Consider the following 13,929-nt stretch of genomic DNA (forward strand, 5'->3'; position numbering starts at 1 on the left):
CAAGTCTTCAATTTGTTTTTCATTCTTTATATTTGAATACTTAGACCATTTTCTATGAATATTAAATCTCTTTTATTTTTACTGATTCTTACTTTAAACTTTTCTTGCAAGTCAGAGGCGGATATAATCGTTGAAAAAACTAACGATCGAAATATCATAATCGATAGTACAATCAATCGGTTTCAAAAGAAATTACTGACTCAACAAATCGATTCTGTTTTTTCAAAATATCAATTTAATGGTTCCGTGGCGATCATTAAAAATGATGAGGTTTTATATCAGAAAGAAAATGGGTTTGAAGATTTTAGAAAAAAGAAAAAACTCGACAGCAGTTCTGTTTTTGCGATTGCTTCAGTGAGTAAACAGTTTACCGCAGTTTTAATTTTATTACAGGAAGATTTAGGAAAATTAAATACGGAAGATAAAGTTTCAAAATACTTAACAGATTTTCAAGCCAATCAATTCAAAAATATTACCATTAAGGAATTGTTAAATCACACTTCAGGAATCAGTGATTTCGGTAATGGTTTATTATCTGAACCAGGAAAAGATTTTCATTATTCAAATAAAGGCTTTCGCTTGCTGGGACAAATTATCGAGAATGTTTCAGGGAAATCTTATGATGAAAATGTAAAACAACTTTTTGAAAAAGCGGGAATGAAAAACTCTTATACTGCCAGTTCCTTTCACGGAAAAAATTTTGCCAGTGCTTTTACAGGAAATTCTAAAAACTTTCATGAAGTAGAAAATATGCCGAAACGACTTGCCGGTAATTCTATCAGCGTTCCTGCAGGCGGTATTTTATCAACTATCAATGATTTGCACCGCTGGAATACAGCTTTATATGAAGGAAAGATTTTAAAACCGGAATCTTTAAAAAAATTGACCGAAAAATCTGCAGATCGGAATCATCAGATCCTTGGAAAAATGGGTTACGGTTTTGGGATCATGATGAATGTGGGAAAACCACTTTCTTACTTCCATACCGGATATGTTCAAGGCTCGCCGTCGCTTTTAATTTATTATCCTGAAAGTCAGACTTCGGTTATCATATTATCAAATATTGCAAATGAAATGAATGGTAAAAACGCGGTTTTCAATCCACATAAAGAGATCAAAAAAATTACAGACGCCGTTCAAAATACGGTAATTGATTTGCATAAAGAGATGATTAATTCAAGTGTTTCAGAATAATCACATTTACTTTAATAAAGAAAAATCCGATACAAAAATGCATCGGATTTTAAATAAATACTTTCGAATATTATTTTTTATTAAAATCTCCCGCATAAACAGAGATGATATTATCTGAACCAAAATATTTTTTGAGAACATTGTTGATGTCATCTACTTGCAAACCTTGAATCTTATCATTCAAGCTATCATAATCATCCAGTGGAAGATCGAACTGCAATTTGTTATTAACTAGATCAACGAGTGACTCATCCATTCCCAGCATCGTTTTTTGAAGATTGGCGTAGATCTTTTTATTATCCGCCAGTTCTTTCTCCGTAACGCCATCTTTAACTGCTTTATTAATTTCCTCATTAATGGCATTTTCTACCGCATCTCTTTTCGTTGGATTATAAAGGGAATAAAATCCCCAAGTCGCAACATCATTAGAAATCGGGATCGTCAAATAGGATCCCGCACCGTAACTGATTCCCTCTTTTTCCCTCAATCGAGCCGGAATTCTTGCCGTGAGAAAACCGCCGCTTCCCAAAATTTCATTGGCCAAGACAAAGGCTGGATAATCTTCACTTTTCTGGTTCATTCTGAAATTATAAACACCTGAGGCCGCAGCATTTTCCTTATCCGGAGTCAGTATGTTTTTCATCGATTTTTGTGTCTCAAAATAGGTCGGTTTTAATTCTTCATATTTTGATTTAGAAGTCAACTTTCCGAAAGTATTTTCTAAAGAGGCTACAGCAATTTTAGGATCTACATTTCCGATAACTGTTCCGACCGCTTTATCTGCGCCCAAAATATTTTGGTAATAATTGAAGATTTGATTTCTGGTCACCTTTTTATTATTGTCGATTGTTTCCTGTAAAGTTCCGGTATAGAAAATACTTTTTTTAGGATAGGAGGTAGATGTACGGGCTAATTCAATAATAGTCAATTTCACTGGATCTTTTAATTTAGATTCTAAATCAGTGTTTATTTCTGTTATTTTATTGTTTACTTCATTTTGTGGAAAAGTTGAATTAGTGAGCACGTCTTTTAAAATGTCCATCACTTCGGGGTAATTGGTTTTATAGCTTTCCACTGAAATAGTTAAGGTTTGTGGAGACATATTAAAATTGATTGTAGATTTCAATTGGTCCAGCCGATCCTGAAGTTCTTCTTTTGTTTTAGATTTTGTTCCGGTGTTCAGAAGTGTGGCCGTGATTTGTCCAATTTCGTTTTTGCCAGCCAGATCTTTTTCATTTCCCATTCTAAATTTAAAAGTGGCCATTACTTTGTCACCTTTAATTTCCTTATTGATTAAGCCGTATTTCATTCCATTAGAAAGGACACCTTCCGTTAGATTTTTCTTCAAATTAGCGATTGATGCTTCAAAAGGAGCAGGTTCTTTTTCTAAAGTTTTCCCTTTGTAATTGTCGGTTAAACTTGCAATTTGATTTGGGAGAAACTCTGCAGGTTTTACTCTGGTTTCATTGGGAGAAGGAATGAATACGCCAATCGTTCTATTATTACTGCGGAAATATTTTTCTGCGACTCTTTTAAGATCATCCACAGAAAGGTTTTCTACATTATCGCGATATAAAAATGCAAGCTTATAACTTCCTGCACCAATTATTTCTGTAAGATACGTTGCATAATTAATGGTGTTGTTTTTGGTATCGTCAATTTGTTTTAAAAGTTTATATTTTGCTCTGGCTAAATCCTGTTGAGTATAGTTGATCGTCGAGATTTTATCCAGTTCAGTTTTTACTAAATTTTTGGTGACGTCAATATCTTTATCTTTTGGTACATCAAAATTAAAATAGAGTAAACCGGGATCTCTAACTTCTGGTGAATATCCCCAAATGGCAGAAACTTTCTGTTTCTCGACTAAGTTTTTATATAAATATCCAGATGGATTTGCGGTCAAAATTTCATTTAAAGCTGCCAAAGCTGCAAAATCTTTATCTGCAAAAGCAACGGTGTGATAACCAGCAGCGATGAGTTTACTTTCACCGGCACGTTTTAATTCTACAGTTTTTTCTCCATCTTGCGGTGGTTCTACAGTATAAGTTGAGCCTAGATCTCTGGACGGTTTTGGTAAGATTGAGAAATTTTCAGCAACATATTTTAAGGCATTTGCTTCATCGAATTTTCCAGCAATAATTAAAGTTGCATTGTCTGGCTGATAATATTTTTCGTAGAATTTTCTTAGTGTTGGAGCTTTCACACGTTCGATATCTTCTTTGCTACCAATCGTAGAATTGCCGTAGTTGTGCCATATATAAGCGGTAGAATACACTTTATCCATCATTACTCTCGATGGATTGTTTTCACCGATTTCAAATTCATTTCTTACTACTGAAAACTCTTTATCTAAGTCACTTTGCAAAATGGTCGCATTGATCATTCGGTCTGCTTCCATATTAATTGCCCATTTTAGGTTTTCATCATTAGATGGGAAGATTTCAAAATAATTTGTTCGATCGAAGTAGGTTGTACCGTTTGCAACACCTCCTTTATCAGATAATTGTTTTTTAATATCACCTAAGTTTTTAGTGCTTTTAAAAAGCATATGTTCCAGCAAATGTGCCATTCCTTTTTCGCCATATCCTTCATCTTTAGAACCTACACTGTAAACGATATTAACGACCATATTACTTTGTGATCCATCTGTTATTAGCAATAGTTTCATGCCATTCTTTAAGGAATATTCTTTTATTCCTTCCGTGTTCCCCAAGAATTTTGGTACTTCGGATTTTTGTGCTAAAATAAAATTGGAAAGTAAAATGACCAAAATTAAATAAAAGCGGATTGCTAAGTCTTTCATCGGTTTGGTTTTAGTTACTATCAAATTTATGCAGATGTTTTAGTTTTATAATGTTATGAATAGTATTATTTCAGATGAAACCTAAAAATGGGTGGTTTAACGTAATTAAATTCCTTGTTTAATGTTAGAGTAATAAAAAAATCCGATGCTTTTGACACCGGATTGATTTTAAATAAAAAGAAATTACTTATTCCTTAATAATTTTTTGAGTCAGGATTAAGGCTTTATTCTCATATACTTTAATGATATAAGTTTGTGGCAATAATCCGTCAACGTTTACGGAAACCTCAGTTGATGATAAATTTTGAACGCGTGGATTTTTTAAATTTCTACCAGTAGCATCGTAAATTTCTACCGTGATGTTTTTTAAATTTTTAGTTTCGTCCTTAATGAAAATCTGAGATTTTGCAGGATTGGGATAAACTTGAAAATTTCGTTGATTGGCTTTTACATCAATTGCAGAAAGGGTTTTGTTGACCGTCCAACTGATTGTAGAAACGTGGAAAACTTCATGATTATCAATCTTTAATAAACTGTTTTTGTCCACAACAGAGAAAAGAACAGTATTCACTCCATTGGTAAAGGTCTCAGGAGAAATAGTAGCTGAACTGGAAGTGTTGCTGATTGCAGATCCATTCACAGACCAAGTATTTTCTAAAGTATTTGGAACAGGAAGGATTTCATTAACAGAGAAAGTAAGCTCACCTGTTAGGTTAATCGCAGAAGTATTACTTGGCGTAAATGAGTCAATTGGATTTTGCAAAAAATGAACTCTTTCAATCAACTGTTGTTTGCAAACTGAGCAGAATTCACGGTTTAAATACCGCATTTCACAATTTTGATGAGGTCTGAACCAGTTTGGATTTTCCTCATAAGCATAGATTCCAACGCCATTTGTTCCACTCCAGTTTTTCCATTTGTTGGAAGCAATATTGCTATTCTGAGTTTTATTTGGAGATTCTCCTGAGCCAGAAAACCAATATTCATCGGCTAATTTACCAAATGAATGTCCTAATTCATGCACTACAATTTCATTGGCTTGTGAGTGTTTTGAAAGAAAAGCATACGTTCCGCCACAACCACCATATTCAGTTGAATTTCCTAAAATAAATGCGATATCAAAGTCAGGAACATTGCTTGCTAAAACATTGGTGACTTTATTGGTGCTGTTAGAATAAAGACAACGGTGCGTTCCACCGACATCAAAAGAACTTCCTAAAAAATTATTTGGGTTCGTAACTGTGATGATTGGTTCGGTAACATCTGTCGCCGTTCCCGGGTGTTTAACACCTGATTCTGCGGAAATTACTTTAATTGCATAAACATTAAAATAATTTTTATACTGTGCATAAGGCTGTTTCGAGAAAACGTAATTAACTAAACTTGTTGCATTGGCAATGAAGTCGGCTTGTTGTTCAGCTGTAAATCCATCCCCTAACACAACCATATTGATTCTTTTATCTCTGGAGCCACTTTCAAAAATAGCGGTTGTTTCAAAGACTTGTGAGAAGCACAATTGGCTGATGATTAAAAATAGTAGAATTTTTTTCATGAATTAAAGTTTTATCGTAATTAAATGATTTTTGGAATTTGCAGTAATTTTCTCGAGTTGAACTGAAGAGATTTCTCCAGTCTGATTAAATCTTATACTAAATTCTGCTTTTGGGAATTTTAATTTTTCACGGTTGAGACCTTCCTCAGAATAGGTTTCCATTATTGGGTTTAATGGATCTTCGATAATTTGTTCAGAAATAATTTTACCGTCTTTTGCTAAAAAAGTAACAGCGATATTTCCAGGAAGATTTTCTTTGTTTTCGACAGAACCTATTTTCAAAATTCCTTCCGTAGTTTTCGTATCGGTATGTTTAACCTGTTCCGTTCCGCTCGCTGTTTTTTCAATTTCAAAGAAAAGATAAACGATATTGTTTTCACTTTTTTTTATTGTTGGGATAGAAGTGTTTTCTTTTACGACGGAGGTCTGCGAATCACAATTGAGTAAAAGTATCGAAACTATAAATATTTGAAAATAGAAAGACATCTTCATTGTCAGCTGTTTAAAATGATTAGCGTCAAATTTAGAACATTTTTATAAAAACAGAGTTATTATTCTTTGGTTTGAAGGAAAGATTTTACTTTTGTAGCGTGCAAGTAGAAAAAATAATTTTAGGTATTGATCCGGGAACAGCAATCATGGGTTTCGGAATAATTTCGGTGAAAGGAAATAAAATGGAATTGGTTTCAATGCATGAACTCATTCTAAAGAAATATCCCAATCACGAAACGAAACTGAAATATATTTTTGAAAAAACCTTGGCTTTAATTGATGAATATCATCCTGATGAGGTTGCGCTTGAAGCACCGTTCTTCGGAAAGAATGTTCAATCAATGTTGAAGCTGGGTCGTGCTCAAGGCGTTGCTATGGCAGCTTCTTTACACCGTGATGTTCCCATTACCGAATATTCTCCAAAGAAAATAAAAATGGCCATCACCGGAAACGGAAATGCCAGTAAAGAACAGGTTGCCGGAATGCTCAAGAATCTTTTAAACTTAAAAGAATTCCCGACGAAATATTTGGATGCGTCCGATGGTTTGGCAGTTGCAGTTTGTCACCATTTTAATTCCGGAAACGTGGCTTCGGAAAAATCATATACGGGTTGGGACAGTTTTCTAAAACAAAATCCCGATCGGCTGAAATAGTTAATTTTTACTTTTTCTCGTACGTTTTTTGGATATCCACATTTTTGTCGCCGATAAAATCTTTGGTTATCAGGATAAATTTATGATCAGAGATCACTTTTATATGAACCGAATACATCACATCATCTACAAAATACTGCATCACATTATCTGTAAAAATGACGGTGCAATAATTCGTCGAGATAAACTCTGAACAGTTTTTGCCTTTTGCTCTGAATATTGATTGTTTCAAAACTTCATTTTCTATAGTAAAATCCCAGTAGGAATTCGATTGACAACTCGACTGCGGTTGAAGTTTTTTCTTATTTCCGATGATATAATAGGTTTCTGTATTGTACCATTTGCCGACAAAATATTTTTGATTCGGTAGTTCGCTACTGCTTGTTTCTAACATTGGTTGAGGATTTGGTTCTTTCTTTTGAGAACTGCATTGATAGAAGAACGAAACAAGAATAAAAAGTAGAATAGTTTTTTTCATGACGTTTTATCTAAAGAAAGAGCCATGTTTTTAAAATGGCTCTTTCGTAGGTTATTTAATTATTAATAAATTTTTTGGAGGTGTTTTGATAATGAACAATATAGGTTCCTTTCGGAAGATCCTGCTCAATCATGATATCACTTTTCGCATTTCCTTTCTGTATGATGTTGCCATACATATCGTAGATTTCATAGGTTCCAAAACCTTTGCTGTTAATCTTGTTGATTAGTGACAGCTTATTTTCAGATTTTGAATAATGAATTAAATCAGAATCTTTTGAACTTTCCACTGTGGCCAAACCGTTTGTTATTCTCACTGAGTAATCTTCTGCTTGTCCGTAAGTTAAATTCTGGCAAGGGGTATTGTTGGTATTATCTGCGATGACCCTCATTCTTAAATAGATATCTTTAACAGCATTTGCCGGTGGAGTAAAGAAAATGATATATGGAGAATCTTCGGGTTGAACTCTGTTAGGCGAAGCACCGATTAATTCTGAAGTTTCGAAAATTCCATTATTGTTATAATCGATCCAGGCTTTAATAAACTGAGGATTGGTTCCGAAACTGACACTTAACTCACTTGGTGTTGAGGTAGGGATATTTGTATAGACTGCACTGCTCGAACAGTTTTGAGTGCTGTAATCTACATAGTACTTATTAGTCATCGGATTATAAGGATCAGAACTATTATTAATACTTCTAAGTAAAACATTGATTGGGCCCATCCCAAAATTACCCGGAGTTGTGATTCCTACTGGGATACAAGTTGCCGCAGTTAAAGGTCCCGCGCCTGGATTTGTGCCGAGATCTGTTCCGCCCAAAGAGTTGATTAAATTTTCTCTGTATTGCATAAAAATCGAAAGTGCTCGATCTCTCTGGCCAGCAGTAAATTTTCTTGGTGAATAAGTATAGTTCATTAGGTTATACTGCACGCCATCGTAAAATGTTCCGGTGCACGGATTAATAACTGCATTGGTTGGTGTAGGATTTACCTTCAATAAACTAGCGCACGGAGAAGTGTCGCAGACTTTATCATTATCGATGATACAGTTGTTGTTGATAGGACAGTCCGCAACTGTTGGAGGATTACTGATTGGTGATGAAGGCGCGCCTTCAAAAGTATGTAAGAGTCCGAGGGCGTGACCAAATTCATGGGCCAACGTATCATCATTATTATTTGTTACAACGGTAACCTTCATAAAGCTGTCGTAGAAGGCATCTGAGTTTGTTGGATAGCCAGCCCAGCCCAATAATCCAAAAGTAGTTTTATCTCCGTCAAAACCGATCACAACGTAGATGTTAAAGTATGAATTTTCTGACCAGTGTGGCGCTAAAGCTTTTATTTGCTCGGTGGTTACACCATTTGCGGTGGTTCTTTGCACCCCAAATTGGTCGTATCCAGGAATTGTGCTGCCATTGTAGCGCACGATTCCTGTGCTGGCTGTACATTGCGGAGTTCTTTTGGCTAAAACCAATTTAATAGGAATTACATTACCATCAAGACTTCCCGGACCTTCCGGAAAAAATCCATTTCCGTAAGTGGTTGCAAACATTTTATTGCAATTGTTTACCCAGGTAATAATTTGATTGTCGGTTAAGGTAAGGTTTGAATTAGTAGCTGAGGAAGATGTAATAACATGGACGACAATGGGGATTTCATAAATAGTTCCGGTGTAAAGTCCGTTTCTTGATGTTGCTCCAATTTTGTTAAGGTAGGATTTCACATCGGTTGATAGAAGTTTAGCTTCTGCCTGTTCTCTGTTCTTTTTAATTTCAGGATATTTGAGTTCCAGGTTTTTCTGAACCTCATCAAATCCGCATGTTTGAGCAAAAATTCCGATTGAAAAAATCATTGCTACAACGATAATAATCTTTTTCATGGTTAAGGATTTTGGTTATTAGATATTTAGTTTGACTACTAAGTTACTGCTTTTGAGCACGTCATGTCAAAATTTAAGAATGTTTAATACTGATTCATAATGATTGCCAAAATTTTTATTTGTTATTGTGTTAAACCTAATACTATCTGTAACATTGTTCTGTTTTTTGCTACCAATTGTATAAAGTATAATTTTCAATAATGGAAACTCAAAATATAAATCCCTTAAATCAAGTCAATCATTCAATGAATTGGTTTCAAAAATTTCTGATGATTTGTTCCGGTGGAAACATTCATATTTTAAGAAAGACACCAAGTGAGTGGAATAAATTTTCCGGTATCGGAGGAATTGTCTTATTCACTGCAGTTTTTGCAACGCTCTCGGCAGGTTATGCGATGTTTACCGTTTTTGATGATATTTGGATTTCTGTTGGCTTTGCCGTTTTATGGGGTTTAATGATTTTTAATCTTGACCGATATATAGTTTCTTCCATTAAAAAAACAGGAACGTGGTGGAATCAATTGTTAATGGCAATTCCGAGATTAATCTTAGCCGCTTTTTTGGGAATTATCATTTCTAAACCGTTAGAATTAAAAATTTTCGAAAAAGAAGTCAACAAACAATTGAACACAATTATTCAAAGAAATAAAACGCAACTTCAGGCAGAAATGAACGGAAGGATTCTGCAACAATCCGGACCATTTGAAACTGAGAAAAAGCAAATTCAAACTAAAATCGCGGATTACCAAAAATCGTACGATTCTGCTTCTGTAGAATTGGAAAAAGAAATTCTCGGCAAACAAAGTGGCTTAACGAGTGGTAAAGTAGGATTTGGATCTAATGCAAAAAGGAAAGCTGAATTAAAAGAACAGCGTCGTTTGGATTTGGAAAATTACCAAAAACAAATTGCGCCAAGACAGGAATATTTAGATAAAGAAGTTTCGAAAGTTTATACCAATATTGAAAAGGAAAGAAATAAAACCGAAACTTTTGAAGATCAGTTTAATGGATTTGCTGCTCGTTTACAGGCTTTAGATGAACTCGGAAAAAATTCCGCAATTATTGGAGTTGCCGCCGCTTTCATTATGGGACTTTTTATCACTTTAGAGATCGCACCGGTTTTGGTCAAATTGATTTCGTCGGTTGGACCTTATGATCATCTTTTAGAAAAAACCGAAAATGATTTTAAACTGTATTCCAAAGAAAAAATCGAAAAAGGAAATGCTTTAACGGAACATCGCATTGAAAAGTTTAAAGATCATTTAGAATAGCAATATTTAATCTGCAAATAAGAGGTTAATGAATTGAATATGAGGGTATTGAAATAAAAAGTCACAAAAGGTAAATGCTTGTACGATGACTATTACTGCCAATTATATTTTATGCCACGAATGCACGAATATTCAAAAATAAATATCCGTGCATTCGTGGCATAATTTTTCCAAAATCAGACTAATTAATACTTATAACGGGTATTCTTTGTGCCTTTGTCTTCAATAAAAAAACCTGCAAAATTTCTTTCGCAGGCTTGGATGGCTGATTTAGTGTTATTTTAATTCAGGCCATTTATTGTTTTTGCAACTTCTTCAGCATTCACGGTACCTTCTACTTGATTCACCATTACACCGTCTTTATTAAAAACAGAAATAATATTCGAGTGGGAGAAAACAATCGGCGAAATCTTTTTGTATTTCACGGCTAAAACGTTTGCTAATTCACGTACAGATTCTTTATCGCTTCTAAGGAAAAGCCAAGGCTCTCCGTCCATATTTCTTTGTTTTGCGTAGGCTTTCAAAACTTCTGGTGTATCATTTTCCGGATCGATAGAAACTAATAACATGGTAGTTTCTTTCAGTTTTTTCGGATCAATCTTGGATTCGACTTTTTGCATATCAGCAACCAAAAGCGGACAAGCCGTTGTACAACTTGTGAAAATCATCACGACCACCAAATTCTTTCCTTTCAACTCTTTTAATTGAATTTCTTTACCATCTTGGTTTTGCCATTTTGAATCCAGCACAAAGATAGAACCATTTTCAGACTTTTTAGGTTCTGGCTGCTTTTCTGTATTTTCTTTACAGGAAAAAAGAAATAGCGCAGAAATTAATATAAGGAAGAAATTTTTCATTTTGTTGTATTTGAAGGATCTTTTGCACATCGGAAACCAAGATTTCCAACCGTGTAATTTGCTTTTAAACTGGATCGAAAAGCGTATCTCATGAATGATGCATAATTCAAAACATCTGTCGTACTTGTCGCCGCAGAGGCGCAGAATAAACCTTTGTCATCAAATTCTGCAGTACGAGAATCGCTGGTTGTCATAATCGAATTAAAATCATCCGTCCATTCCCAAACCAAATCGAACATATTGTAAATTCCATAATAATTGGGTGCAGAAATCTTCACTTTATTTTTCTGTCGGTCCTTTTCATTATAAAGATTAATCAAATGAGAAGAATACGTTGGTTTATTTCTGGCGTTCGGGCTTTCTTCATCGGCCATTGCAACATATTCCCATTCATCTAAAGTCGGCAATCTTTTACCAGCACTTTTCGCATATGCTTTTGCAGCAAACCAGGAAACATAAGTAACGGCGGCATTCGGATCAGCATTTTTAGGAAGTGTTTCGTCATCTTGCCAATCTTTCAAATAGGTGTCATCTGCAAAAATCGCTTTGATATTACTGCGTTTCCATTTTGGATTTTTCTTTACGAAATCCAGAAACTCTGCATTCGTTACAGGTCTTTCATCTAAAAGAAAATTCTCCACTTTTACCAACGTGCTGTCTGTGCCATAAAAAGGTTGGTATTCGCCACCTTTAATTAAAACCATTTTTACGTCAGGCGTTATGTCAACTTCTTTTTCGGTCGAATCTGATGATACTTTTTTTGTGGAAAGCGTATTTGCTTTTTCGCAAGAAACCATTAGCAAAAAGAAACCGCCAAGAATCAGAACTATTTTAAAAATTTTGGACATGGCAGTTTCTTTAATTATAATTAATGGGAATATGATTATTGTACTTTATTGTAAACTTTCGGATTTTTCTCTCCAGTCACTTTTAACATTCCGATAGCACCTTTGTTAAATGCTCTGAAAATAGAGTGGTCTACGATAATATAATTTCCGGGCTCTTCTACTTTAAATTCTACAATAGCTGCTCCACCTGCTGGAATAACCGTAGTTTGAACATTATGATTAATAATGCTGCCACCTTCTACATAAACTTTGTCGAAGATTTCACCAATCACGTGGAAAGAAGAAACCAAGTTTGGTCCACCATTTCCTACGAATAATCTTACTGTTTCACCAACTTTAGCTTCTAAAGCGTTTGGTCCCATTAAAGCATTTTTCTTACCGTTGAAAACTACATAAGTTGGTTTTTCGTCAACACCTTTATCTTGGTCAAATTCCTGAAGTCCTTTTTCATCAGTTTTTCCTTTGGTATAGAATTCACCTTGCATGATGTAATATTCACGGTCAACCTTTGGTAATCCACCTGCTGGCTCAACTAAAATTAAACCATACATTCCGTTCGCAATATGCATTGGAACCGGAGCTGCTGCACAATGGTAAACAAATAATCCTGGGTTAAGCGCTTTGAAATTAAAAATTGCTTCTTTACCTGGAGCAACATTGGTTGCTTCTGCACCACCACCTGGACCATTCACCGCGTGAAGATCGATATTGTGCGGCATAACACTGTCGCTTCTGTTTGTTACATGAAGTTCAACCTCATCACCAACTCTAATTCTGATAAAAGTTCCTGGAACAGTACTGTTAAAAGTCCAGAATTTGTAAGTAACACCGTCTGCTAATTCACCAACTTCTTCGGTTGCTTCTAAACGGACAATAACTTTTTTAGCAGCGCGATCACCGATTGGAGCAGGAACCATTGGTGGATTTACCTTAGCTTGATTTTCAGTTTCGCCACTGACTTTAATGTCCATCGCGTTTTCGGTTTTCCCTGATGAGTTTTCTGTTGCATTTTGTTTACAAGCCTGTAATGTTAAAAGGGCTAATGTAAAACAGGTTACGATTCTTTTCATTGTTTAAAATTTTTTACTGTTTTTTAATAGGACAAATTTATCCTAATTGAATTGTATTTGAAAATTTAGAGGTATGAGTTTTATCAGATTGACAATTATAATCTCATCTATAAATTGGGGTACTTCTTTGATCATTACCTTTTTCATCGCTGTAATATAATACAATTTTTGGAAAATTAAAATCAGTTATTTGATAGTTTTAGAATAAGAGGCTCGGTAATATTTTTCTGAGAATAATACTTCGCCTCGAAAATATTTGATTTCAAAGTATAGTTTCCTTTTTCGATGATGAATTGATTTTTGCTGTTTCTGGAAATAGGCAGATTGTAGATTTTATTATTAGAAACCCCTACCAATCTTAGAATCATATCACATCTTGAAGTGTTTTCGATAACTGCCGCCGTATTTTTTTCTTTAGGATCAGCATCATTAAGTAAGTAGTTTACAACTTCAGCATTGATCTTTTTCTTATTAATTTGATCATTTGAAATTAAAGTAGCGAACTCTCTTCTTTCATTATTAATATTGGATGAATAAGCAGGTTTATTTATGGTGTTTTTAGGAGACAGAATATCGCAACTCATCAATACCAAAAACGAAAAAAGCAGATAGAATCCTTTCATATTAATTTAAAGAAGTAAATATAACAATTAATGGAAACCTTAAAAATAAAAAACCAAAGAATTAATCTGAGCATTTATGTGAATTTCTAGACTTGAATTTTTAAATTGAGAAGAAAATGAAATATTTTAAAATTTTATTTTTTCATTTTTGCTTGGAAAGATGATAATTTCGATGCTTGTAATTTGTCAAAATTTGATATTGTTTTTAA

Annotated in this window: 11 protein-coding genes and 1 pseudogene; 3 read left to right on the forward strand and 9 right to left on the reverse strand. The window is 34.3% G+C overall.

Annotation, left to right across the window (positions count from 1 at the left end):
- Window positions 1-54 precede the first annotated feature (54 nt).
- Window positions 55-1,194 (forward strand): serine hydrolase domain-containing protein, encoded by a 1,140-nt coding sequence (locus Q73A0000_RS14755; protein ID WP_193811684.1) that lies wholly within the window; start codon window positions 55-57, stop codon window positions 1,192-1,194.
- Between the two features lie 70 nt (window positions 1,195-1,264).
- Here the strand turns inward: Q73A0000_RS14755 and Q73A0000_RS14760 are convergent, their stop codons facing one another.
- The 3 genes from Q73A0000_RS14760 to Q73A0000_RS14770 form a co-directional block, all read right to left on the reverse strand.
- On the reverse strand, window positions 1,265-3,997 hold the full coding sequence (locus Q73A0000_RS14760) for a M16 family metallopeptidase (protein WP_193811685.1): 2,733 nt from the start codon (window positions 3,995-3,997) through the stop codon (window positions 1,265-1,267).
- Window positions 3,998-4,184: 187 nt separating this feature from the next.
- Entirely contained in the window at window positions 4,185-5,549 is a 1,365-nt protein-coding gene (locus Q73A0000_RS14765) for a M64 family metallopeptidase (protein WP_193811686.1), read from the reverse strand.
- 3 nt (window positions 5,550-5,552) lie between these two features.
- Window positions 5,553-6,041, reverse strand: a complete 489-nt coding sequence (locus tag Q73A0000_RS14770) for a hypothetical protein (protein ID WP_193811687.1) — start codon at window positions 6,039-6,041, stop codon at window positions 5,553-5,555.
- A gap of 98 nt (window positions 6,042-6,139) precedes the next feature.
- Here Q73A0000_RS14770 and ruvC point away from each other — a divergent pair, with 98 nt between their 5' ends.
- Window positions 6,140-6,694, forward strand: coding sequence for a crossover junction endodeoxyribonuclease RuvC (gene ruvC / locus Q73A0000_RS14775; protein WP_193811688.1), 555 nt, complete (start codon window positions 6,140-6,142; stop codon window positions 6,692-6,694).
- A 7-nt stretch (window positions 6,695-6,701) separates the two neighbouring features.
- Here ruvC and Q73A0000_RS14780 read toward each other — a convergent pair whose 3' ends face one another.
- Together Q73A0000_RS14780 and Q73A0000_RS14785 are read right to left on the reverse strand one after the other, a co-directional pair.
- Entirely contained in the window at window positions 6,702-7,172 is a 471-nt protein-coding gene (locus Q73A0000_RS14780; RefSeq protein ID WP_193811689.1) for a hypothetical protein, read from the reverse strand.
- A gap of 55 nt (window positions 7,173-7,227) precedes the next feature.
- On the reverse strand, window positions 7,228-9,051 hold the full coding sequence (locus Q73A0000_RS14785) for a GEVED domain-containing protein (RefSeq protein ID WP_193811690.1): 1,824 nt from the start codon (window positions 9,049-9,051) through the stop codon (window positions 7,228-7,230).
- A gap of 200 nt (window positions 9,052-9,251) precedes the next feature.
- Here Q73A0000_RS14785 and Q73A0000_RS14790 point away from each other — a divergent pair, with 200 nt between their 5' ends.
- On the forward strand, window positions 9,252-10,322 hold the full coding sequence (locus tag Q73A0000_RS14790; protein ID WP_193811691.1) for a DUF4407 domain-containing protein: 1,071 nt from the start codon (window positions 9,252-9,254) through the stop codon (window positions 10,320-10,322).
- 281 nt (window positions 10,323-10,603) lie between these two features.
- Here Q73A0000_RS14790 and Q73A0000_RS14795 read toward each other — a convergent pair whose 3' ends face one another.
- The 4 genes and pseudogenes from Q73A0000_RS14795 to Q73A0000_RS14810 form a co-directional block, all read right to left on the reverse strand.
- Window positions 10,604-11,179, reverse strand: coding sequence for an SCO family protein (locus Q73A0000_RS14795; protein WP_193811692.1), 576 nt, complete (start codon window positions 11,177-11,179; stop codon window positions 10,604-10,606).
- Window positions 11,176-12,027 (reverse strand): formylglycine-generating enzyme family protein, encoded by an 852-nt coding sequence (locus Q73A0000_RS14800; protein WP_193811693.1) that lies wholly within the window; start codon window positions 12,025-12,027, stop codon window positions 11,176-11,178. The genes Q73A0000_RS14795 and Q73A0000_RS14800 overlap by 4 nt, the downstream gene beginning before the upstream one ends.
- Before the next feature lie 50 nt (window positions 12,028-12,077).
- Window positions 12,078-13,097 (reverse strand): annotated as a pseudogene (gene nirK / locus Q73A0000_RS14805) (copper-containing nitrite reductase); the annotation flags it as partial.
- A gap of 182 nt (window positions 13,098-13,279) precedes the next feature.
- Window positions 13,280-13,720: a DUF6759 domain-containing protein gene (locus tag Q73A0000_RS14810; protein WP_193811695.1), complete on the reverse strand. Its 441-nt coding sequence runs from the start codon at window positions 13,718-13,720 to the stop codon at window positions 13,280-13,282.
- Window positions 13,721-13,929: the final 209 nt, after the last annotated feature.

Source organism: Kaistella flava (ex Peng et al. 2021) (assembly GCF_015191005.1).
Classification (GTDB): domain Bacteria; phylum Bacteroidota; class Bacteroidia; order Flavobacteriales; family Weeksellaceae; genus Kaistella; species Kaistella flava.